Here is a 20,176-nt window from a genome sequence, read left to right as displayed (position 1 = left end):
CGGCCCGGCGGAAAATCTTCGTACCCCCATGGGGCGTGGGAGAAAGACTATGGAACTGGACATTGTCGACTTATCGCGTTTTCAATTCGCGCTGACAGCGCTCTATCACTTCCTGTTCGTACCGCTGACACTCGGCCTCGCCGTGCTGCTCGCCATCATGGAGACCGTCTACGTCATGACCGGTCGCCAGATCTGGCGGCAGATGACGAAGTTCTGGGGCGTGCTCTTCGGCATCAACTTCGCCATCGGCGTCGCCACCGGCATCGTCATGGAATTCCAGTTCGGCATGAACTGGAGCTACTACAGCTACTACGTCGGCGACATTTTTGGCGCGCCCCTGGCGATCGAAGGGCTGATGGCTTTCTTCCTAGAGGCCACCTTTGTCGGCCTGTTCTTCTTCGGCTGGGACAAGCTCTCCAAGGTCGGTCACCTCGTGGCGACATGGTGCGTGGCACTCGGCTCGAATTTCTCCGCGCTCTGGATCCTCGTCGCCAACGGCTGGATGCAGAACCCTGTGGGATCGGCGCTCAACCCGCAGACCATGCGCATGGAAGTGACCAGCTTCTTCGACGTCGTCTTCAATCCGGTCGCCCAGGCGAAGTTCGTCCACACGGTATCGGCCGGCTACGTCTGTGCCTCCATCTTCGTGCTTGGCGTCTCGGCCTGGTATCTACTCAAGGGCCGGCATATCGAGATCGCCAAGCGCTCGATGACGGTCGCCGCCTCCTTCGGCCTGGCTTCCGCGCTTTCGGTCGTAGTGCTCGGTGACGAAAGCGGCTATCTCGCAACCGAAAACCAGAAGATGAAGCTCGCCGCCATCGAAGCCATGTGGGAAACGGAGCCGGCACCGGCCCCCTTCACCGCCATCGGCTTCCCTGATCAACAGGCGCGCGAAACCCACTTCGCCGTCCATATCCCCTGGGTCATGGGCCTGATCGGCACCCGCTCGCTGGATACCGTCATCCCCGGGATCAACGAGCTCGAGGAACACGCAAAGACCCGCATCCGCGAAGGCATCAAGGCCTATGACGCGCTGATGCAGATCCGCGCCGCCGGCTCGCCCGAAAAGATCACGGCGGAAACCAAGAGCGCCTTCGAGGATCTCGGCCACCAGCTCGGCTATGCTCTTCTCCTGAAGCGCTATGTCGATGATCCCCGCACCGCCACCGATCAGCAGATCGACCAGGCCGCCCGCGACACCATCCCGCATGTACCGACCCTATTCTGGTCGTTCCGCATCATGGTCGGGCTCGGCGTGTTCTTCATCCTGTTGACGGCGACCTTCTTCTGGCTCTCGGCCCGCCGCCGTCTCGACGCCCATCCCTGGCTGCTGCGCGTCGCCGTCCTGGCGATCCCACTGCCCTTCATCGCCATCGAGTTCGGCTGGGTGGTTGCCGAGGTCGGACGCCAGCCCTGGATCATCGAAGGCGTGCTGCCGACAGCCGCCGCCGTCTCCAGTCTCGGCGCCAGCACCGTGCTTCTGACGATCGTCGGCTTCGCGGCGCTCTACACGGTGCTCATCATCATCGAGATGACGCTGATGGTGAAGGCCATCAAGAAAGGCCCGGAACCGGACAACGAGCCGGAAGCCGAACTGATTTCCGAAACCCTCGTTCCTGCCGCGGAGTGATCGATCATGATCCTGCACGAACTCATAGACTATGAAACCCTGCGCCTCATTTGGTGGCTGCTTCTCGGCGTCCTCCTCATCGGCTTCGCCGTCACCGATGGCTTCGATCTCGGCGTCGGCATGCTGCTCCCCTTCGTCGCCAGGACGGATACGGAGCGCCGCGTCGCGATCAACACGATCGGCCCGGTCTGGGAAGGAAACCAGGTCTGGCTGATCCTCGGCGGCGGCGCCGTCTTCGCCGCCTGGCCGCCGCTCTATGCGGTATCCTTCTCCGGCTTCTATCTGGCGATGTTCGCCATCCTGCTGGCGCTCATCCTGCGGCCGGTCGCCTTCAAGTACCGCTCGAAGCGCGAGAGCGCCCGCTGGCGCGGCAATTGGGATCTCGCGCTCTTCATCGGCGGCTTCGTTCCGTCGCTGATCTTCGGCGTCGCCGTCGGCAACGTGCTGCAGGGCGTACCATTCCGCTTCGATCCGGCCGACATGCGCATCTTCTATGAAGGTTCGTTCATCGCCCTGCTCAACCCCTATGCCCTGCTCTGTGGTCTGCTCTCCGTCGCGATGCTCAGCATGCACGGCGCGTCGTGGCTGGTGCTGAAATCGAGCGGTCCCGTGGCGGAGCGCGCGCGTGGCTATGGCAGCATCGCAGCCATCCTCGTCATCGTGCTCTTCGCGCTCGGCGGCGTCTTCCTGGCGCTTGGCGTCAACGGCTACACGATCTCGAGCGCCATCGTCACCGACGGCCCCTCGAACCCGCTTCTGAAGACGGCGGCCCATGAGGGCTCATGGCTCGCCAATTACGGTACCTATCCCTGGATGATGATCGCCCCGGTAGCCGGCTTCGCCGGTGCCGTCGCCACCCTGATCGCCATCCGCGCTAGGCTGGAGATCGGCACGCTGCTCTTCAGCAAGCTGTCGATCTTCGGCATCATCTCGACCGTCGGCGTCTCGATGTTTCCCTTCATCCTGCCCTCCTCGCTCGATCCGAAGTCGAGCCTGACGGTCTGGGATGCATCGTCGAGCCATCTGACGTTGTTCATCATGCTCGTCGTCACCTCGATCTTCCTGCCGATCATCCTCGCCTACACGGCCTGGGTCTACAAAGTGCTCTGGGGCAAGGTCGACGAGAAGCAGATCACCGACAAAAGCGGTCACGCATACTGAAGGAGAAATAGGATGTGGTATTTCGCATGGATCCTTGGCCTGCCGCTCGCGGCCGCCTTCGCCGTCCTCAACGCCATGTGGTACGAACTGATCGACGATGAAGCCAAGAAGAAGAAGTCCTGAGTGACAGGATAAACAAAAGAGGCTGCGCTCTGTCCGGGCGCAGCCTCTTCTCGTTCACTGAATGGAATCGACGTCAGTAACTGGCCGAAACGAAAATCTCGGCCAACGCCTCGATCCCGGCCTGATCGTCCGCATCGAAGCGTGACGTGACAGGGCTGTCGAGATCGATGACGCCGAGGATCTCGCCATTGTGGCTGAGCGGCACGACAAGCTCCGAGCGCGAGGCCGCGTCGCAGGCGATATGGCCGGGAAAGGCGTGCACGTCCTCAACCAGGATCGACTGGCCCTTTTCGACCGCCGTCCCGCAGACCCCGCGCCCGACGGCGATCCGCACGCAGGCGGTGCGCCCCTGGAACGGCCCGAGCACCAGCTCGTCCTTCGACTTCAGGAAATAGAAACCCGCCCAGTTAAGCTCCGGCATCATCTCGAACATCAGCGCCGAGGTATTGGCCGCGTTGGCGATCACATCGCGCTCGCCATGCAGCAGCCCGGTCAGCTGCTGCGCGAGTTCGCGATAGAATTCCTTCTTGTCGGCCTGATCGATCTTCGCCGTTTGAAACATGTCGGTTCACCTTTCAGCAGTGCATGGCACTTGTCGGGCCCTGATATAGCGATCCGCCCGTCACTTGCCAATTCGCAGCCGTGCAGCCTTCGCCCGCAATCAATGAGCGAATTCACGGCGGCTCCTTTTAAATTCACAGCGGATTGAAGGAAGCGATCTTGTCCGGCGGCGATCGGGCCATATGTCCATAATATGTCGATCGGATATCTGACGCTGGCGGCCGCCGGCGTCATCAGGTCGACGAATGCAGACGCGAAAAGGCCGTGCTCTCGCACGTCTGCCTGCCATCGAACCCGAAAGGCGATGGCATCGCGCGACCGTCGGCGCAGTTTTTGGCCGGCAACGATAGAACCATCCATTTTCAGTTTCAGTTCGAGGTAAAGGCAATGACACCGGAAGACAGACAGGCAGTTTTCAGCCACCGCGAGATTGCCGCAGTCATAAAGGGAATAACGCTCGACGATGGTACCGATGCGCCGATCACGGGCAAGTCGCTGGGCGAGGCCATCCTCTTCGTATCGGAGGAAGCGTCGACCAATGCATCGAGCGCGCATGTGATCTACGGCGCCAACGAATCGCTGAGCTACACCGATTGCCTCAGCATCTACCGCGACTACGGGCCGGCGCTCAGACGCGGCACCAACTGATCACCTTAGGCCAACAATACGTGGTGGCGGATCGCCGCCACGCAACACGCAGCGTGGCACGGCTATCACACCCTTCGCTTTAAGATAGGCGGGGCCTTCTCCTCAATTGTGCAGGGCAGCATTCTGAACTATACCGCCTCGTCGGCAACGATGCTCCGGCGCCCGAAGCTCTCTTCAAATTGAAACTGCTCCCATGACTGCTCCCCATTCGCCTGCGCGCGGCGTTCTCATCGCGTTTGCCGCCTATGCCGTATTCGCGTTCAGCGACGCTTCGATCAAGATCCTCCACGGCAGCATCCCGTCCTACGAGATCGCCTTCATCGGCGCCCTGTTCGGCACCGCCGCCCTGCCCTTCATCAAGGCCAAGGACGACTCCTGGCTGGATGTCGTTCGCTCGACCAACCGCGCGCTCTGGCTCGTACGCTTCGTCTGCGGCGCGATCGGCGCGATCGCCTCGATCATCACCTTCACGCTGCTGCCCATGGCGGAAGCCTTCTGCCTGCTCTTCCTGCTGCCCTCCTTCGTGACGATCTTGTCCGTCATCTTCCTCAAGGAAGATGTGCGCTGGCAGCGCTGGGCCGCCGTCATCGTCGGCTTCCTCGGCGTTCTGGTGGTGCTGCGCCCCGGCTTCCGTGAACTCTCGGTCGGCCATCTCGCGGCCGCCATCGGCGGCCTGACGGCGGCGATCTCAATCGTTGTGCTGAGAAAGATGGGTCCGGCCGAAAAGCGCCTGTCGCTTTACGGCGCGGCCCTGCTCGGCACCATCATCGTCAGCGGCATCCTGATGGCCTCGCAATTCGTCATGCCGACACCCCGCCAGTGGCTGTTCATCGCAAGCTACGGCCTGCTCGGCGCCGCCGGCAACGTGCTCCTGATGACCGCAGCACGCATCGCGCCCGCCAACCTCGTGGCGCCACCGCAATACAGCCAGATGCTGTGGGCGATCGCCTTCGGCTACCTTATTTTCGACGACTCAGTCGATCTGCCGATGGCCGGCGGCATCTTGTTGATCATCTGCTCCGGCCTGCTGACGCTGGCGCGCGAACGCAAGCGCGGCACGCCGCTGCCGACATCCGTCGTCTCCTCCGACAGCCAGGCACCGCTTGCAACCTCCGCTGCCGGCGAAGGCGCAAGCGCGCACAAAGCCTGACCGCCGCCAAAGCATAACCCCAAAACGAAAACCACCCCTGTCCGCGTCTCCACGCAGGCAGGGGTGGTTTCACTTCAAACTATCGGAAACCTGCCTGTCAGCGCAGGACCGGGCAACCGCGAACGTTGCCGAAGGTGATCTCGTCGGGTCCACGACGCGTGAAGCCCTGCACGATGACCCGGCGCGGCGTGATATCGACCACGCGGGCACGGCGGAAGCCGTAATCCATCGCCTTGTCTTCAGCCAAACGCGGATCGCAACCACGCGGCCGGCCGCCATACGGGGGTGGCGGTGGGCGGCCATAAACCGGCGGCGGTGGCGGCCGGCCATAGCCTGGAGGCGGTGGTGGGCGTCCGTAGCCTGGAGGCGGTGGCGGACGACCGCCGTCTATATAGATGTCCACCTGAGCGGAGGCCGGAACCGTAGCGCCGGCAAGCGTGCCGGCGCCCAGTACCAGGGCAATCCCCGCCTTGGTCAGAAACTGCATCATCGAAATCTCCATATCACGCGGTTGCGACCGCGCTCCTTTTTCGATTCTCTCGGCCGGTCGGAAGAACGGCCCTCCCGGATAAACGCATTGTTATGCGATTCGCACAAAGCAGGCTGAAAATGGCGCGGCCAAGGCGATGCAGTCCCGAAACGCGGGTCGATCCGACTAGCGGCGGATCTCAGGGCAACCGCGAACATTCGCGAAGAACATCCGGTCCCAATGGCCGCGATAGCCACGGCCGGAAACGACGACGCGGCGCGGGGTGATATCGGTGACGCGCGCGTTGCGCAGACCGGCATAACGTGCCTTCTCGACAGCCCGGATCGGCGAGCATGCGCGCGGCGGAGCGGGGCGATGGTACTGAATCTCGACGACCGACGCACGCTCAGGGCTGGCGGCTGACGCAACCGAGAACGTCGCGGGAATGGACGCAATGGCAAGGATGGCGGCGAACGAAGCTTTGGCGATAAAATGGGTCATGTTCATGCTTTCATTTGTTATCGATGGTCTCCCTCGCGGGATTGGACAAACGATAAACGCCTGAAAATGAACGATGTTCGAACCGGCCGTTCACATTTGGTTCAGTTGCCAAGATGCAGCACGACCTCGCGCCGATGCGGAGTTTCGCGATGTTCGAACAGATAGATCCCCTGCCAGGTGCCGAGAACAAGCCGCCCGTCCATGACGGGGATCCCTATCGAAACCTGCGTCAACGCCGCCTTGATATGGGCAGGCATGTCATCCGGTCCTTCCATCGTGTGGACGATCCAGCGCATCGACGGATCGGACGATGGCGGCACGAGGCGGCGAAAGAAACCGTTGAGATCGGTGCGCACATCCGTATCCGCGTTCTCCTGGATGAGCAGCGAACAGGATGTGTGCCGTACGAAAACGGTAAGCAGTCCGGATTCGATATCGGCCGACCGCACGAAGGCAGCGATCTGATCGGTAAACTCATAAAGGCCCTGCCCGCGGGTCTGCAGGCTGAGGATCTTTTGTGGCATGGGGCACCTCCGGACAATGAAACTCCGTCCAGAGGTCGCGCGCACCCACCGTCATGTCAATGCCGGTGATCGGTTCGCGTCAAAGCCAAAGCAGCGGAACGAAACCGCCATAGATCATCCGCTTGCCATCGAAGATATCAAGGCATCCGGTGACCTGCAGTTCAGGATCCGCCATGACCTTCGCATTGATCTCATCACGCTGCTCGCGCGAATCGTAAGTGATCCACGAGAACACCACGACTTCGTCATCGGTTGCCTGAACCGCACGCGGAAACGACGTCAACTCGCCATAGGGCACGTCGTCCGCGACGCATTCGACATAATCTTTCGCGCCATGTGACTTCCAGACAGCGCCGGCCTTGGCTGAAAGCGCCTTGTATGCCTCGATATTCTTCTTCGGCACGGCAACGATAAAACCGTCGACATAGGACATGATTCTTCTCCCTTGAACGTTGGCATCGCTTCAAGGACGAACGAGGCGCACCCGAACCGACACCTCTTTCAAGATAGGCGCCATGTCTGCTGGACAAGATGAGAAGGACAGACCTACGCTGTACCCGCGCGATCACCCTCGGCGGCAACGTTGAACGTTCGGAAGCGTTCAACAAGGAAATCGACAAGCGTGCGCACCGCCGTCGGCAAACCGCGCGATGCCGTAAACACCAGATAGATGGTGGCCTGGGACATCTGATAGTCGGGCAGCAGGCGCACCAGCGTTCCGTGCCGCAGCCCTTCGGCGCAAACGATATCGGGAAGAAGCCCGACGCCCACGCCAGCATGGATGGCTTCCAGAACGGCAGGCACGCTGCGACAGCTCATGCGCGGTCGATGCTCGTGCCTGTGCAGCGCACCATCGGGGCCGGTGAAATCCCAGACGTCGACCTCGCGCCACTCGGCCATGCCGCTGGTGAACGAAACGGTCGGCACACCTTCAAGCGATTCTATGCCCTCCCCCTTTGGCAGCCGCGCCGCCATATCCTTGTTGGCGACAAGGATGAGGTCGACCTTGCTCAAGACGCGCATCGTCAGTTCGGCGTCGGTCTCTTCGGTCAATTGCGCCCGGATGGCGAGATCGAGTCGGTCGTTGATGATGTCGACCCGCTGGTCGGTGGCGAGAATCTGCAACTGGATCTTTGGATGAAGCAGCAGAAACTCGGGAAAGATGGCGCCGAGCGATCCCTCGAGCAGCCCCGTTGGAACGCTGAGCCTGATCGTCCCCTGCGGTTCACCGTTGACATCGGCAACAGCCTTGGTGGCGCGTTCCGCTTCACGGATCATGTTCTCGCAGTAAACATATAGTGATTGACCAATTTCGGTCACACGGAACCGGTGCACCGTTCTTTCGATCAAACGGACCCCAAGCCGATCTTCCAGCGCGTTGATGTGCCGGCTGAGTTTCGACTTCGGCAAACCCAGTACGCGCCCCGCCGCGGAGAAGCCGCCATAGCGCACAACCGCTGCAAAATAAGCAAAATCGTTCATATCCGGGAAGATGGTTTCGGTCGCCGGCATTAGGGATTCCTTTTACAAAGGGATGCTAAAGTGCGACCCTCAGCAAGTCGCATACGCCCCTTGTTCAAGGATGCCAACCGCCGCCTGAATAGTTTCGTTCCAAATTTGGAACATAGCGTTCCAGCGAACCCTCTTCAATTTGCTGCAGCGCCACATTATCTCGCCGACATTGACGCCAATGTGTCTGCTTGGCGACCGCATCGTGCTCCACGGCACCCGAAATGGCTTTGATATCATGTTGCTCCGCAACCGCCGGGGCACTGTGTCTATATGCCTAAGTATTTGATATTGTGGCAAATTCATCACAATTAAGACATAACAAGTTTCACAAACAACGATTTCCTCACCATCCGAATTGATAGATTTAATGAGTAATGAGAGAAGAGATTCAGCGGTTCGCTGATCCGCGTGCCGAAAGGCTGTTTACCGGAACGGTTGCCTATCACCTCCCAGTGTGTGGCGACGGTCTCTTCTAAAAGGAAATGGATTTCAAATGAACATTCGGATGGTTATGCTGACGTCCGCAGCAGCTCTCGCTGCCGCCGCGTCCCCCGTCTTCGCTGCCGACGCCATCGTCGCAGCTGAGCCTGAAGCAGTAGAATACGTTCGCGTCTGCGACGCTTACGGCACCGGCTACTTCTACATCCCAGGCACCGAAACCTGCCTCAAGGTCGGCGGTTACCTGCGTTTTGAAGTATACGGCGGCCCGAACCAGAAGGGTTCGTCTGACTGGAACGCTCGTACGCGCGCCCAGGTTCAGTTCACTGCCAAGAGCGACACCGAGTACGGCCCGCTCACCGGCGTTATCGTTCTCCGTAACAACGGCGACAACTCCTCGACGAGCTCCACGCTGGACTCTGCTTACATCGACATCGCTGGCCTGCGCGCTGGTCTGTTCTACAGCTGGTGGGATGACGATTTGAGCGGCGAGCCGGACGTTCTGTCCAGCTACCAGACCCTGCACAACTCCATTCGTTACCAGTACGAATCCGGCGACTTCTACGCTGGCATTTCGATCGACGAACTGGAAGACGGCGCTGAAAAGGGCTTTGCTGAACGTAGCGGCAGCAACAACTTCGGCGTAGCTGCTGCAATCGGCGGCAAGGCTGGCGTAGTATCCTACCAGCTCATCGGTTCCTACGACAAGGAAAACGAAGAAGGCGCCATCCGTGGCATGCTCTTCGCTGACATCGGACCTGGCACCCTCGGCCTGGCCGCTGTTTATGCAAGCGGCATCAACAGCTACTACGACGAGTCCGAGTGGACCGTTGCTGCTGAATACGCAGCAAAGGTTACCGACAAGTGGACCATCACCCCGATGGCTCAGTACTTCGGCAATTACGGCCACAACGCAACGAACACCGACTTCTCGTCTAACGACGCTTGGAAGGTCGGCGTAACCGTTGACTACCAGATCGTAGACAACCTCTACGCCAAGGCTACCGTCGACTACACCGACGTTGACCACGAAGACAGCGTAACCAAGGGCTTCTTCCGCCTGCAGCGCGCTTTCTAATCTGACTATCGGCGCCCCGGTTTAGGCCGGGGCACCTTTCACAAGTTTGCCTTTTCTGATCCGATTGACCTCCGATCAGTTACGGGGATTGGTCCGGTTTCCCTGCCGGACCGATCCTTGATTTTTCAGAGACAGGTTTGCAGCGACCGATCGCCGAACCCACGTCTCCCTAAGCCGTCGGCGTCTCGCCTCCCCTAGATCGTCAGTTCCTCGATGGAATCGACGCGATCAGGGTAGAAGGCGACATAGCCTTTGATCTCGCTGACGGCATCCGAGGGATCTTCATAGCTCCAGATCGCGTTTTCCGAGCGCTCGCCGTCCGACGCGATGCTGTAATAGGACGCCTCGCCCTTGTAGGGGCAAAAGCTCTTGTGCGTGCTGTGGGTCAGCAACGGCATATCCACGTCACTGCAAGGGATATAGAAGACGGCGGGGTAGCTCGCCTCTTTCAACGTAAATGCCTTGTGGCTATCGGCAATCACGCGGCCATTCCATTTGACCATCACACGCTTAGGATTGCGCGTAATCTTAATCGGATGATCCGGACCGGGAATCTTCATCGGCTGGGCGGACATTGGCGGCTCCTTGGATGTTCATGACATCGATATGGGGAGCACCGCGCTCATTTGCAGCAAAATCGGCGTAAACTTGCGGTGATCGAACCGCGCCGGCGCCTTCATCGGCCCTGAATCAACTCGTCAGAAGAACTCGTCAAGCATCTGATATCGAAGCAATTTATCAGCATCCAAAGACACGATGCCGTAGTTCTGGCAGAACAACTCGACGAACGCCTCGCCGAAATTCGCGGCGATGCTGCGGCAGGAAAGCGCAATGTCCTGATAGCGATCCGCAACGCCAAGACGGCCACAATCGATATAGCCGGCAAAGGCATCACCCGATGCCACGAAGTTCGGCAGGCAGGCGTCACCGTGGGTGACAACCAAATCCTCTTCGGAGGCAGGCATCTGGCAAAGCTCCGAATAGAGATCGGCGGCGCTGCGCCCAAGCCGCGCCTCGTCGAAATCCTCTTCGTCGACCAGACCGGCCCGCATACGCCGTTCGGCAGTGGCAAGCCGTTTCGACCAGCGGTGATCGAAGGGACATGAGGCGATGTCGAGGGAGTGCAGAGCGCGTAACGCGGAGGCCAGCATGACCACCCTCGCTTCGGCATCAACAGTCGAATCCGAAGCGAGATCACGGCCCGGCAAGGCGCTCATCAGCAGCCAATCATGGTCATCATCGGTGGTGAGAGCGATGATATCGGGACAAGGCATCCCCTGGCCGGAAAGCCACCGCAAGCGCGCAGCCTCATCCGCCAACTCGCTATAGGCGCTTCGTGCCTCGCACTTGAGATAGAGCGCAGGCGCACCTGCGCGTTCCAGGCGAAACACCTCGGATGGCGACCGACCCACGGGATCGCGATCCCAGGAATAGCCCGTGATAAAGCTGTCCAATGCAACGGGATGCGCCAAGCTAGGCCTCAAGCAGTTGCGCCCGCCTCGATCGAGGCGTCAACGATTAGTGTAATGTTTCGGGCTGCATTTCGCCGTGGAGGATGGAAAGCGCGTCTTCGAGCGCGGATACCAGCATGTCGGTCAACTCGTCGCCACGGCTTTCGATGATTGCCACCTTGGTGGCTTCGTCCTGTTGTTCGAAAAAGCGTTCGATTTCGTTCGACATGTCATTGTCCCCTCTTGTGCCGCTAACATCCGGCGATGGGACAAAGCTAGGCGGTCATGCTTGTGTCGGACTGGAGCGGAGAACGATTAACGATTCCGTTTCACTTCGACACAGCCAACTTAGCGCATTTCAAAAACGCTTCCAGACCGTTCAGCAAAACTTCTGTTATTTCCCTAACATCCTGCCTCATCACTTTGTGCAATCACCGACGTCATCCAAGTCGAAAACGCCTCCATCGCGGGCGTCACGGGGCGCGAATGCAGCCGCGTCAGCCAGTAGCTCCCCATCGACACAGTGATCGCGAATGGCTGCACCACCAGACCCGACGCCAGCTGGCGCTCGAACATCTTCGGCGGCGCAAGTCCGACGCCGATCCCCTGCTGGATCGCTTCCATCATCGCCAGCGAGGTGTCGAAGACGATGCTCTTCTGCATCGGCCCCGGATGTGAAACGCCGGCAGCCTCGAACCACCGCGTCCACTCGTCCGGCCGGTAGGAACGGAGGAGAACCTTGCCCGCGAGATCTTCCGGCCGTTTCAGCCCGTCCGCGAGATCGGGCCTGCAGAGCACCGACAAGGGCGCCTCGAAGAGCCGCGTCGCCTCCGTCGCGTGCCACGCCCCACCGCCGAAGCGGATGGCGAGATCGAGCCCTTCGGCGGCCAAGTCCACCCGGTTGTTATTGGTGGAAAGCCTGAGATCGACATAGGGATAGCGCTCCTGAAACGACGGCAAACGCGGCAGCAGCCAGCCGACGGCAAACGTCCCGACAGCGCCGACAGTCAGCACCTCGCGCACATGCCCGTCGCGAAGCCTCTCGACAGCATCAGCCATGCGATCGAAGCTGTCGCGCAGCACCGGCAGCAGACTGTCGCCCTCCGCCGTGATCATCAGCCCGCGCGGCAGCCGCCGAAACAGCGTCACCCCAAGCTGCGCTTCAAGAGCGATCACCTGATGGCTGACGGCCGCCTGCGTGACGTTGAGCTCGATCGCCGCCTTGGTGAAGCTCAGATGCCGCGCAGACGCTTCGAAAGCCCTGAAGGCGTTCAGCGGAAGATATGGCCGAACCATGATGAAGCCCCAATTTTTCTAATGGCTTCATCTAGTATTGGTCCTTTGTCGCGGGGTCAAACGACTGGTAGCTATCCCTAGAAAGCCACCAAGAAAGGGCCATTCCATGCATCTCCGCTCCACCCTGCTTGCCACCGCAGCGATCGCCGCAATGGGCACGACCGCGCAAGCCAAGACTATTTGTACTGTCGTGGCCGACGCCAAGACCGGCGGCACGATTGTCCAGGAGGGCGATTGCGAGGGCCGCGTCACTCCGGCCTCGACCTTCAAGGTGGCGCTCAGCGTCATCGGCTATGACAGCGGCTTCCTGAAGGACGAGCACACCCCGACCCTGAACTTCCGCAAGGGCGACCCCGACTGGGGCGGCGAGAACTGGAAGAAGCCGACGGATGCCGTCCGCTGGCTGAAATACTCCGTCGTCTGGTTCTCGCAGCGCATCACCCACGCGCTCGGCGAAAAGACGCTGCACGACTACGCGACGAAGCTGAATTACGGCAATGCCGATTTCTCCGGCGACAAGGGCAAGAACAACGGCCTCGACCGGGCATGGATCGCCTCGTCGCTGAAGATATCGCCGCTGGAACAGGTGGCCTTCCTGCGCAAGCTTGTGAACCGGCAGCTTCCTGTCAGCGCCCATGCGACGGATATGACGTTGAAGGTCGTCGAGAAGACCGAGCTGCCGGATGGCTGGTCGGTGCTGGGCAAGACAGGCATGGCCTATCCGAGACTACCCGATTACACATTCGACGAAGAGCACCCATGGGGCTGGTTCGTCGGCTGGGCGACTAAGGACGACCGGACCGTGGTCTTCGCCCGCCTGATTCAGGACGACAAGAAGACCGAGGGCACGGCAGGCGTTCGCGCCCGTGAAGCCCTCTTCGCCGAACTGCCGTCACTGATTGCGGGCAGCAGTAAGTAGCTCTCGATCAGGCCTGCGGGCGCTACAACGGCGCCCGCATCCGCCCATCAAAAATCGGGGAACCCGCGGCTGCGCCACTGCGACTTCGGGATAGCGGCGCCCACGTCATAGGCGAAATTTAGCACCTTGGTTCCGTCGGCATCGACCTCGCAGCGGAAGCTCATATCGTACCAGCGCGCACTGGCGCGAAACGCTCCGCGCTTGATCTCCAGCACATTGCCCTGCTGCAGGCGGTAGGACGGCAAGAGCTCCGGCCGGAACCCCTGCGGCGAGTGCCGGAGCTGCTCACGCAGTTCCGTCGTGCAGAGCTCGGCAACGCGCATACCGCGCGGCATGCCGTCGATCGCCGTCCGCGCCACGTCGCCGCCCGTATCGTTTTGCGAATAGAGCTTCTTCACCTTGGTCAACGGATCGGCCGCCGGAGCGGTACTGGCGGCGGGATCAGCCTTGGCGATCTCCTTCGGCTTGGCCTGCGTGATTTCGGTGGTCACCACGCCGGTTGCCTCGGCGGCCGGCCCGTTGTTTTCCTGATGCGCGTCGGCGACATCAACCTGTGGCAGGTTGATGTCATCAGGCATCGGCTTGGCCGGCGGCTTGTCGTCGGCATTGGGTTTTCCAGCCGATGCGGGATCATCCGTGGGCTTTTCCGCATCGGGCGCGCCGGCAGGTTTCCCCGTCTCGGTCGAAGCGTCGCCGTCCTCGGCCTTCCTCGGGCCGCTCGCCTTGTCGCCAAATTCGAAGACGGGGCGCAGCGGCTGGATCGGCTGTGGCTTGCCATCAGGTCCCTTCGGCTGCTGGTCCGCCTTTGCCTGTTCGGCCGGATCCGGCTTCGGTGGCTCCTCAGCCTTCTTCTCCTCGGGCGGCTTTTCTTCCGGAGGCTTTTCAGGCGGCGGCGGCTCAGGCGGCTTTTCTTCAGGTGGTTTGGGCGCTTCCGGCGGCTTCTCCTCCGGTGGCTTTGGCGGCGGCGGTGGCGGTTCGGCCTTGGCCTCTTCCTGCTTGGGCTCCGGTGGCTTTTGCTCGGCCTTCTTTTCTTCCGGCTTCTGTTCGTCGGCAGGCTTTTCGGCCGCAGCCGGCTGCTCGGGTTTCTTCTCCTCGGGCTTCGGCTCTTCCGGCACCTTCAGCGCAGCCTGCTCCTCCGGCTTTTTCTCTTCGGGCTTCTGCTCTTCCGGTGGCGGTACCATCTCGACATTGACCGTCTCCTCCTGGGGAGGCGGCGTCGGCTGTGGCAGCTTGATCAGAAAGCCGGCAACGACGACAATATGAAGCAGCACCGAGGCGATGACGCCCCAGCCGAACAACCCCAATTGCTTTTCCGTTGCCTTGGCCATACCCACGCAATGCTGAACGACAAGTTGTCGATGTGGCCTTTTAAGAAGGCATCATCAAGCCTTAAAGGCAAAAAACACGCACACCTGACAAGGGCGTGAACGCCAGGGTACATAATCCCCAGCTAGACACCGTCAGAAACGAGAAAAGCCGGACCAAGGGCCCGGCTTTTCCAATGACATATCTCCGCGACTTAGCTGTCGAGGAACGAGCGGAGCTTCCTGGAGCGGCTCGGGTGCTTCAGCTTGCGCAGCGCCTTCGCTTCGATCTGACGGATACGTTCGCGGGTAACCGAGAACTGCTGGCCGACTTCTTCGAGCGTATGGTCGGTGTTCATGCCGATGCCGAAACGCATGCGCAGCACGCGCTCTTCGCGCGGCGTGAGCGATGCGAGAACACGCGTCGTCGTCTCGCGCAGGTTCGCCTGGATGGCCGCATCGATCGGCAGAAGCGCGTTCTTGTCCTCGATGAAATCGCCGAGGTGCGAATCTTCTTCGTCACCGACAGGCGTTTCGAGCGAGATAGGCTCCTTGGCGATCTTCAGGACCTTGCGGACCTTTTCGAGCGGCATGGCGAGCTTCTCGGCCAGTTCTTCCGGCGTCGGTTCGCGGCCGATCTCGTGCAGCATCTGGCGCGAGGTACGAACGATCTTGTTGATCGTCTCGATCATATGCACAGGAATACGGATCGTACGAGCCTGGTCGGCGATCGAGCGGGTGATCGCCTGACGGATCCACCATGTCGCATAGGTCGAGAACTTGTAACCACGGCGGTATTCGAACTTGTCGACCGCCTTCATCAGGCCGATGTTGCCTTCCTGAATGAGGTCGAGGAACTGCAGGCCACGGTTCGTGTACTTCTTGGCGATGGAGATAACGAGACGAAGGTTCGCTTCGACCATTTCCTTCTTGGCGATACGCGCTTCGCGCTCGCCCTTCTGCACCATCGACACGATGCGGCGGAATTCGGCGATCGAGATGCCGGTTTCCGTTGCCAGGTTCTGAATCTCCTGGCGGATATCGCGGATCGTGGTGTTTTCGCCCTTGGCGAATTCCTTCCAGCCGCGTGCGGCCAGATTGGCGATCGACTTCATCCAGTTCGGATCGAGCTCGGCGCCCTGGTACTGTTCTAGGAACGAGTCGCGCTTGACTCCGTAGGATTCGGCCAGACGCAGCAGACGGCCTTCGTTCTGCATCAGTCGCTTGGAGATGTCGTAGAGCTGCTCGACGAGGGCGTCGACGCGGTTCTGGTTCAACGACAGAGACTTCACGGCCTTGATGAGCTCATCCTTGAGCTCCTTGTAGCGGCGCTCCTGAGCGGAAGACAGCGTGCCGGTCGCAGCCAGCCGCTGCTCGACCTGCTGGTCCTGCAGCTTGCGCAGCTTCTTGTAGGTCTCGGCGATGATGTCGAGCGTTTCCATGACCTGCGGGCGCAGTTCCGCTTCCATGGCGGCCAGCGACAGGTTGGATTCGTCCTCGTCTTCTTCTTCCTCTTCCGGAGGCAGGCCCTCGCCGCCGACATTGGTGATGTCGTCGTCGCCCGAACGGGTGCGGCGGGTCTTTTCCTTCTCTTCGGCAGCCTTGCGGTCGGCCTCGATCTTCTCGGGGCTCTGGAACTGCGGAGCAGCCTTGGCCTCGGGACCGGAATAGGTCGTTTCGAGATCGATGATCTCTCGCAGCAGTGTCGTGCCTTCGTTGAGTTCGTCGCGCCAGATGATGATCGCCTGGAAGGTCAGCGGGCTCTCACAGAGACCACCGATCATCGTTTCGCGGCCGGCCTCGATGCGCTTTGCAATCGCGATTTCGCCTTCGCGCGACAGAAGCTCCACCGAGCCCATTTCGCGCAGATACATGCGCACGGGGTCGTCGGTGCGGTCGGTCGGCTCTTTCTTCTTGGCGGTCGCAAGTGCGGTACCGCCGGAAGGAGCAAGCTCGCCGCCTTCGCTTTCGTCGTCGGAACCGGAATCGTCGTCGCCGCCGTCGTTGCCGCCGGCTTCTTCGGCTTCTTCATCTTCGATGACGTTGATGCCCATATCCGACAGCATCGACATCGTGTCTTCGATCTGTTCGGATGTCACTTCCTCGGACGGGAGAACGGCATTGAGCTCGTCCATCGTCACATAGCCGCGCTTCTTGGCGGCCTTGATCATTTTCTTGACCGCGTCATCGGAAAGATCGAGAAGAGGGCCGTCGGTACCGCCGTCGCGTTCGACTTCCGCTTCTTCGTTCTCTTTGACCTTCGTTGCCATGTATATCGTCGCCTTCCTGACGCTATTCAAACTCGCTGCGGTAAAACGGCCCTATCAAAGCCGGCGCGCCGCAAACGGCCGTCTCGAATCACCTGATCCCAAATAACGGGATGACATTTAATGCCTGATTAACCACGATTGCCGGCGCCGGACGACAGAGTTCATATGTCACCAAATGTCCGGCCATGGTTGTGCGATCTGCCCTTGACCCAGTTCACCGCTATTCAAGTCGAACGGTGATTCCCACAATTTTAGTTCTCGTCAAGCTTTTCCAGCAAAAAAGCGCGAGAAAACTTGGAAAAGGCCTTATCCACAGGCCACAAGCCGCCGAAGCGGTTGCCAAGCATAGATAGGATGTCACCACGGGAAGACAAGAGCGCGCCGCATTCTTCTGAAACGACCAGTTGTCGCACATATCTCGCACACCTCCCCGCCGCGACCTGCGGTCCACGCCGAGGCTCCAGCCAGTCGGCAGACTAATGCGACTTGCCGTCCCAAGGCTGAATCTCGATCGTCGCCAGATCGACGGCGGGCACGCAGCGCAGATTGATGCAGGCCATCTCCGTCCCATCGGGCATCTTGCCCTCGCTGAACGGGCCGACGCCGCAATTGCTGCAGAAGTGGTGCTGGATCACATGGGTGTTGAACGTATAGGTCGACAATGCCTCGCGCGGCGTCTTCAGGCTGAACTTGTCGCGCGGCACGAAAGCGAGCAACCCGCCGCGGCGCCGGCAGAGAGAACAGTTGCAGTCGATCGCCGATGTAAAATCACCCTCGACATTAAAGGCGATCTGGCCGCAGTGGCAGCTTCCTTCATAGTTCATGTCATTCTCCTCCCATTACCAGTCCATCACCACCTTGCCTGAGTTGCCAGACCGCATCGCCTCGAAGCCCTCGCGGAAATCGTCGATACCGATGCGGTGGGTAATCACAGGCGCAAGGTCCAGCCCGCCCTGCACGAAGGCAATCATCTTGTACCAGGTCTCGAACATCTCGCGCCCGTAGATGCCCTTCAGATTGAGCATCTTGAAGATCACCTTGTTCCAGTCGATCTCGAAACCGGCAGGCGCGATGCCGAGAATGGCGATCTTGCCGCCATTGTTCATCTTGTCGATCATGTCGCGAAAGGCAGGTGCGGCCCCCGACATCTCCAGCCCGACATCGAAGCCCTCGGTCATGCCGATAGAGGTCATCACGTCGGAGAGGTTCTCTTTCGACGCATCGACGACATAATCTATGCCGAGCTTGCGGGCGAGATCGAGCCGGTGCGGATTGATGTCGGTGATCACGACCTTGCGCGCCCCCGACCGCTTGGCGACCAGCGCCCCCATGATGCCGATCGGACCGGCGCCGGTCACCAGCACATCCTCGCCGACGAGATCGAACGACAGTGCCGTATGCACGGCGTTACCAAACGGATCGAAGATCGCCGCGATCTCATCGGGGATATCGTCGGGGATCGGCACGACATTGGCTTCCGGGATGCAGACGAACTCGCCGAAGGAGCCCGGACGATTGACGCCGACCCCTTGCGTATTGCGGCAGAGATGCCCGCGCCCGGCGCGACAGTTGCGGCATTTGCCGCAGACGATATGCCCCTCGCCCGAGACCCGCTCGCCGACATGATACTTGGTGACCGCCGAGCCCACCTCGGCGATCACGCCGCAGAACTCGTGCCCCACCACCATCGGCACCGGAATGGTCTTCTGCGCCCACTGGTCCCAGTTCCAGATATGCACGTCGGTGCCGCAGATCGCCGATTTCCTGACCTTGATCAGCACATCGTTCGGCCCGACCTCGGGCACCGGCACCTGCTCCATCCACAGCCCGACCTCGGCCTTCGATTTCACCAGCGCCTTCATCATGTTCGACATTCAATTCCTCCCAATTGCCAATGCGTGTGCGCGGGCTTCTCAGCTAAATGACACCCAACTCCCGCCCAGCCTCGGCGAACGCCTCAATCGCCCGCTCGACATCCTCGACCGAATGCGCCGCCGACATCTGCGTGCGGATGCGCGCCTGCCCCTTGGGAACCACGGGGAAGGAGAAGCCGATCACATAGACACCCTTCTTCAGCATCAGCGCCGCCATGTCCTGCGCCAGCTTCGCATCACCCAGCATGACGGGAATGATCGGATGCCCCTCGCCCGCAAGCGTGAAGCCGAGCTTCGTCATCTCCGAACGAAACAGATCCGCATTGGCCGACAACCGCGCCCGCAGTGCGTCACCATGATCGATCAGGTCGAAGACCTTCAGTGATGCCGCCGCGATGACAGGCGCCAGCGTATTGGAAAACAGATAGGGCCGCGACCGCTGCCGCAGCCATTCCACCACCTCGGCCTTTGCCGACGTATAGCCGCCCGAAGCCCCGCCCAGCGCCTTGCCGAGCGTGCCGGTGATGATATCGACCCGCCCCTCGACGCCGCAATGTTCGGCCGAACCGCGCCCATGCTTGCCGACGAACCCGACAGCGTGGCTGTCATCGACCATGACCATCGCGCCATACTTCTCCGCGAGATCGCAGACGCCGCCGAGATTGGCGATGATCCCGTCCATGGAAAACACGCCATCGGTAGCAATCAGCTTGAACCGGCTGCCTTCGGCCTTCTTCAACTCCTCCTCGAGCGCCGCCATGTCGTTATTCGCGTAGCGGAAACGCTTGGCCTTGGAGAGACGCACGCCATCGATGATCGAGGCATGGTTCAGCGCATCGGAGATGATCGCATCCTCTTCGCCAAGCAGCGTCTCGAACAAGCCGCCATTGGCATCGAAGCAGGAGGAATAAAGGATCGTGTCTTCCATCCCGAGGAACGACGAAATCCTGGCCTCGAGCTGCTTGTGCTCCTCTTGCGTCCCGCAGATGAAACGCACCGACGCCATGCCATAGCCATAGCGATCGAGCGCTTTCTTGCCGGCTTCGGCGAGTTCCGCGTTGTCGGCAAGGCCGAGATAATTGTTGGCGCAGAAATTCAGCACCCGCTCGCCGGATGAAATCGCGATCTCACCCGCCTGTTTCGAGGTGATGACACGCTCCGCCTTATAAAGCCCGGCCTCCTTGAGGCCGGCAAGCTCGGTGCGCAAATGGGAGAGGAACTGCGAGGTCATTGGTGGCCCTTCTTTGAGACTTCCCGATGCCATCGC

At 60.5% G+C, this 20,176-nt stretch carries 22 protein-coding genes; 7 read left to right on the top strand and 15 right to left on the bottom strand.

The genetic code is table 11. From position 1 onward, the window contains the following. The first annotated feature begins 49 nt into the window (after window positions 1-49). From AC1DOG_RS01345 to cydX, 3 genes are read left to right on the top strand one after another with little or no spacing between them, the layout of a single operon-like run. Window positions 50-1,630, top strand: a complete 1,581-nt coding sequence (locus AC1DOG_RS01345; RefSeq protein WP_477926530.1) for a cytochrome ubiquinol oxidase subunit I — start codon at window positions 50-52, stop codon at window positions 1,628-1,630. Between the two features lie 6 nt (window positions 1,631-1,636). Then, window positions 1,637-2,791, top strand: a complete 1,155-nt coding sequence (gene cydB / locus AC1DOG_RS01340) for a cytochrome d ubiquinol oxidase subunit II (RefSeq protein WP_477926529.1) — start codon at window positions 1,637-1,639, stop codon at window positions 2,789-2,791. A gap of 12 nt (window positions 2,792-2,803) precedes the next feature. Then, window positions 2,804-2,914 (top strand): cytochrome bd-I oxidase subunit CydX, encoded by a 111-nt coding sequence (gene cydX / locus AC1DOG_RS01335; RefSeq protein ID WP_018897469.1) that lies wholly within the window; start codon window positions 2,804-2,806, stop codon window positions 2,912-2,914. Between the two features lie 73 nt (window positions 2,915-2,987). Here the strand turns inward: cydX and AC1DOG_RS01330 are convergent, their stop codons facing one another. Further along, window positions 2,988-3,476: a GAF domain-containing protein gene (locus tag AC1DOG_RS01330; protein ID WP_477926528.1), complete on the bottom strand. Its 489-nt coding sequence runs from the start codon at window positions 3,474-3,476 to the stop codon at window positions 2,988-2,990. Between the two features lie 386 nt (window positions 3,477-3,862). Between AC1DOG_RS01330 and AC1DOG_RS01325 the strand changes: the two genes are divergently transcribed. Both AC1DOG_RS01325 and AC1DOG_RS01320 read left to right on the top strand, forming a co-directional pair. After that, complete coding sequence (locus tag AC1DOG_RS01325; protein ID WP_026282812.1) at window positions 3,863-4,123, top strand: hypothetical protein; 261 nt, start codon at window positions 3,863-3,865, stop codon at window positions 4,121-4,123. A 193-nt stretch (window positions 4,124-4,316) separates the two neighbouring features. Then, window positions 4,317-5,273: a DMT family transporter gene (locus AC1DOG_RS01320; protein WP_477926527.1), complete on the top strand. Its 957-nt coding sequence runs from the start codon at window positions 4,317-4,319 to the stop codon at window positions 5,271-5,273. A gap of 97 nt (window positions 5,274-5,370) precedes the next feature. On the opposite strand, the gene AC1DOG_RS01315 is transcribed toward AC1DOG_RS01320, so the two are convergent. From AC1DOG_RS01315 to AC1DOG_RS01295, 5 genes are all read right to left on the bottom strand, one after another. Then, on the bottom strand, window positions 5,371-5,763 hold the full coding sequence (locus tag AC1DOG_RS01315) for a hypothetical protein (protein WP_477926526.1): 393 nt from the start codon (window positions 5,761-5,763) through the stop codon (window positions 5,371-5,373). A gap of 165 nt (window positions 5,764-5,928) precedes the next feature. Next, window positions 5,929-6,243 (bottom strand): hypothetical protein, encoded by a 315-nt coding sequence (locus AC1DOG_RS01310; RefSeq protein ID WP_026282810.1) that lies wholly within the window; start codon window positions 6,241-6,243, stop codon window positions 5,929-5,931. Window positions 6,244-6,344: 101 nt separating this feature from the next. Beyond that, window positions 6,345-6,767, bottom strand: a complete 423-nt coding sequence (locus AC1DOG_RS01305; RefSeq protein WP_477926525.1) for a secondary thiamine-phosphate synthase enzyme YjbQ — start codon at window positions 6,765-6,767, stop codon at window positions 6,345-6,347. A 79-nt stretch (window positions 6,768-6,846) separates the two neighbouring features. Next, window positions 6,847-7,200 carry a DUF1428 domain-containing protein gene (locus AC1DOG_RS01300; RefSeq protein WP_289726867.1) on the bottom strand — a complete coding sequence of 118 codons (354 nt, stop codon included), beginning with the start codon at window positions 7,198-7,200 and terminating at the stop codon, window positions 6,847-6,849. 113 nt (window positions 7,201-7,313) lie between these two features. Continuing rightward, window positions 7,314-8,279 carry a LysR substrate-binding domain-containing protein gene (locus AC1DOG_RS01295; RefSeq protein WP_112944368.1) on the bottom strand — a complete coding sequence of 322 codons (966 nt, stop codon included), beginning with the start codon at window positions 8,277-8,279 and terminating at the stop codon, window positions 7,314-7,316. A 493-nt stretch (window positions 8,280-8,772) separates the two neighbouring features. On the opposite strand from AC1DOG_RS01295, the gene AC1DOG_RS01290 reads away from it, so the two are divergent. Next, window positions 8,773-9,795: a porin gene (locus AC1DOG_RS01290; protein ID WP_477926524.1), complete on the top strand. Its 1,023-nt coding sequence runs from the start codon at window positions 8,773-8,775 to the stop codon at window positions 9,793-9,795. A gap of 194 nt (window positions 9,796-9,989) precedes the next feature. On the opposite strand, the gene AC1DOG_RS01285 is transcribed toward AC1DOG_RS01290, so the two are convergent. The 4 genes from AC1DOG_RS01285 to AC1DOG_RS01270 form a co-directional block, all read right to left on the bottom strand. Continuing rightward, the gene (locus AC1DOG_RS01285; protein ID WP_477926523.1) at window positions 9,990-10,370 is read right to left on the bottom strand and encodes a DUF427 domain-containing protein; all 381 of its coding nucleotides are present in this window, start codon (window positions 10,368-10,370) and stop codon (window positions 9,990-9,992) included. Between the two features lie 123 nt (window positions 10,371-10,493). Continuing rightward, complete coding sequence (locus tag AC1DOG_RS01280) at window positions 10,494-11,267, bottom strand: APH(3') family aminoglycoside O-phosphotransferase (RefSeq protein ID WP_477926522.1); 774 nt, start codon at window positions 11,265-11,267, stop codon at window positions 10,494-10,496. A gap of 46 nt (window positions 11,268-11,313) precedes the next feature. Continuing rightward, a complete protein-coding gene (locus AC1DOG_RS01275) occupies window positions 11,314-11,475 on the bottom strand; it encodes a hypothetical protein (RefSeq protein WP_018897457.1) in 162 nt (53 codons plus the stop codon). 173 nt (window positions 11,476-11,648) lie between these two features. Further along, window positions 11,649-12,542, bottom strand: coding sequence for a LysR family transcriptional regulator (locus AC1DOG_RS01270; RefSeq protein ID WP_477926521.1), 894 nt, complete (start codon window positions 12,540-12,542; stop codon window positions 11,649-11,651). A 106-nt stretch (window positions 12,543-12,648) separates the two neighbouring features. Between AC1DOG_RS01270 and blaOXA the strand changes: the two genes are divergently transcribed. Then, window positions 12,649-13,461 carry a class D beta-lactamase gene (gene blaOXA / locus AC1DOG_RS01265; protein WP_477926520.1) on the top strand — a complete coding sequence of 271 codons (813 nt, stop codon included), beginning with the start codon at window positions 12,649-12,651 and terminating at the stop codon, window positions 13,459-13,461. Window positions 13,462-13,508: 47 nt separating this feature from the next. Here the strand turns inward: blaOXA and AC1DOG_RS01260 are convergent, their stop codons facing one another. From AC1DOG_RS01260 to AC1DOG_RS01240, 5 genes are all read right to left on the bottom strand, one after another. Beyond that, on the bottom strand, window positions 13,509-14,789 hold the full coding sequence (locus AC1DOG_RS01260) for a DUF930 domain-containing protein (RefSeq protein WP_477926519.1): 1,281 nt from the start codon (window positions 14,787-14,789) through the stop codon (window positions 13,509-13,511). 191 nt (window positions 14,790-14,980) lie between these two features. Beyond that, window positions 14,981-17,035, bottom strand: coding sequence for an RNA polymerase sigma factor RpoD (gene rpoD, locus AC1DOG_RS01255; RefSeq protein WP_047505977.1), 2,055 nt, complete (start codon window positions 17,033-17,035; stop codon window positions 14,981-14,983). A gap of 476 nt (window positions 17,036-17,511) precedes the next feature. Next, window positions 17,512-17,859 (bottom strand): GFA family protein, encoded by a 348-nt coding sequence (locus AC1DOG_RS01250; protein ID WP_112944375.1) that lies wholly within the window; start codon window positions 17,857-17,859, stop codon window positions 17,512-17,514. Between the two features lie 15 nt (window positions 17,860-17,874). After that, entirely contained in the window at window positions 17,875-18,909 is a 1,035-nt protein-coding gene (gene tdh, locus AC1DOG_RS01245) for an L-threonine 3-dehydrogenase (RefSeq protein WP_477926518.1), read from the bottom strand. Window positions 18,910-18,952: 43 nt separating this feature from the next. Beyond that, on the bottom strand, window positions 18,953-20,140 hold the full coding sequence (locus AC1DOG_RS01240; RefSeq protein WP_477926517.1) for a glycine C-acetyltransferase: 1,188 nt from the start codon (window positions 20,138-20,140) through the stop codon (window positions 18,953-18,955). Window positions 20,141-20,176 lie beyond the last annotated feature (36 nt).

Source organism: Rhizobium sp. 01N48, from assembly GCF_056399145.1.
Note: the sequence above shows the minus strand (reverse complement) of the source record. Positions and strands in the feature narration are given on the sequence as shown.

Coding starts and splice junctions, on each gene's coding strand:
- rpoD (WP_047505977.1), bottom strand. CDS start 17,035: ATGGCAACGAAGGTCAAAGAGAACGAAGAAGCGGAAGTCGAACGCGAC.
- AC1DOG_RS01250 (WP_112944375.1), bottom strand. CDS start 17,859: ATGAACTATGAAGGAAGCTGCCACTGCGGCCAGATCGCCTTTAATGTC.
- cydX (WP_018897469.1), top strand. CDS start 2,804: ATGTGGTATTTCGCATGGATCCTTGGCCTGCCGCTCGCGGCCGCCTTC.
- AC1DOG_RS01320 (WP_477926527.1), top strand. CDS start 4,317: ATGACTGCTCCCCATTCGCCTGCGCGCGGCGTTCTCATCGCGTTTGCC.
- AC1DOG_RS01345 (WP_477926530.1), top strand. CDS start 50: ATGGAACTGGACATTGTCGACTTATCGCGTTTTCAATTCGCGCTGACA.
- AC1DOG_RS01315 (WP_477926526.1), bottom strand. CDS start 5,763: ATGATGCAGTTTCTGACCAAGGCGGGGATTGCCCTGGTACTGGGCGCC.
- AC1DOG_RS01295 (WP_112944368.1), bottom strand. CDS start 8,279: ATGCCGGCGACCGAAACCATCTTCCCGGATATGAACGATTTTGCTTAT.
- cydB (WP_477926529.1), top strand. CDS start 1,637: ATGATCCTGCACGAACTCATAGACTATGAAACCCTGCGCCTCATTTGG.
- AC1DOG_RS01300 (WP_289726867.1), bottom strand. CDS start 7,200: ATGTCCTATGTCGACGGTTTTATCGTTGCCGTGCCGAAGAAGAATATC.
- tdh (WP_477926518.1), bottom strand. CDS start 18,909: ATGTCGAACATGATGAAGGCGCTGGTGAAATCGAAGGCCGAGGTCGGG.
- AC1DOG_RS01325 (WP_026282812.1), top strand. CDS start 3,863: ATGACACCGGAAGACAGACAGGCAGTTTTCAGCCACCGCGAGATTGCC.
- AC1DOG_RS01260 (WP_477926519.1), bottom strand. CDS start 14,789: ATGGCCAAGGCAACGGAAAAGCAATTGGGGTTGTTCGGCTGGGGCGTC.
- blaOXA (WP_477926520.1), top strand. CDS start 12,649: ATGCATCTCCGCTCCACCCTGCTTGCCACCGCAGCGATCGCCGCAATG.
- AC1DOG_RS01330 (WP_477926528.1), bottom strand. CDS start 3,476: ATGTTTCAAACGGCGAAGATCGATCAGGCCGACAAGAAGGAATTCTAT.
- AC1DOG_RS01275 (WP_018897457.1), bottom strand. CDS start 11,475: ATGTCGAACGAAATCGAACGCTTTTTCGAACAACAGGACGAAGCCACC.
- AC1DOG_RS01285 (WP_477926523.1), bottom strand. CDS start 10,370: ATGTCCGCCCAGCCGATGAAGATTCCCGGTCCGGATCATCCGATTAAG.
- AC1DOG_RS01240 (WP_477926517.1), bottom strand. CDS start 20,140: ATGACCTCGCAGTTCCTCTCCCATTTGCGCACCGAGCTTGCCGGCCTC.
- AC1DOG_RS01290 (WP_477926524.1), top strand. CDS start 8,773: ATGAACATTCGGATGGTTATGCTGACGTCCGCAGCAGCTCTCGCTGCC.
- AC1DOG_RS01310 (WP_026282810.1), bottom strand. CDS start 6,243: ATGACCCATTTTATCGCCAAAGCTTCGTTCGCCGCCATCCTTGCCATT.
- AC1DOG_RS01270 (WP_477926521.1), bottom strand. CDS start 12,542: ATGGTTCGGCCATATCTTCCGCTGAACGCCTTCAGGGCTTTCGAAGCG.
- AC1DOG_RS01305 (WP_477926525.1), bottom strand. CDS start 6,767: ATGCCACAAAAGATCCTCAGCCTGCAGACCCGCGGGCAGGGCCTTTAT.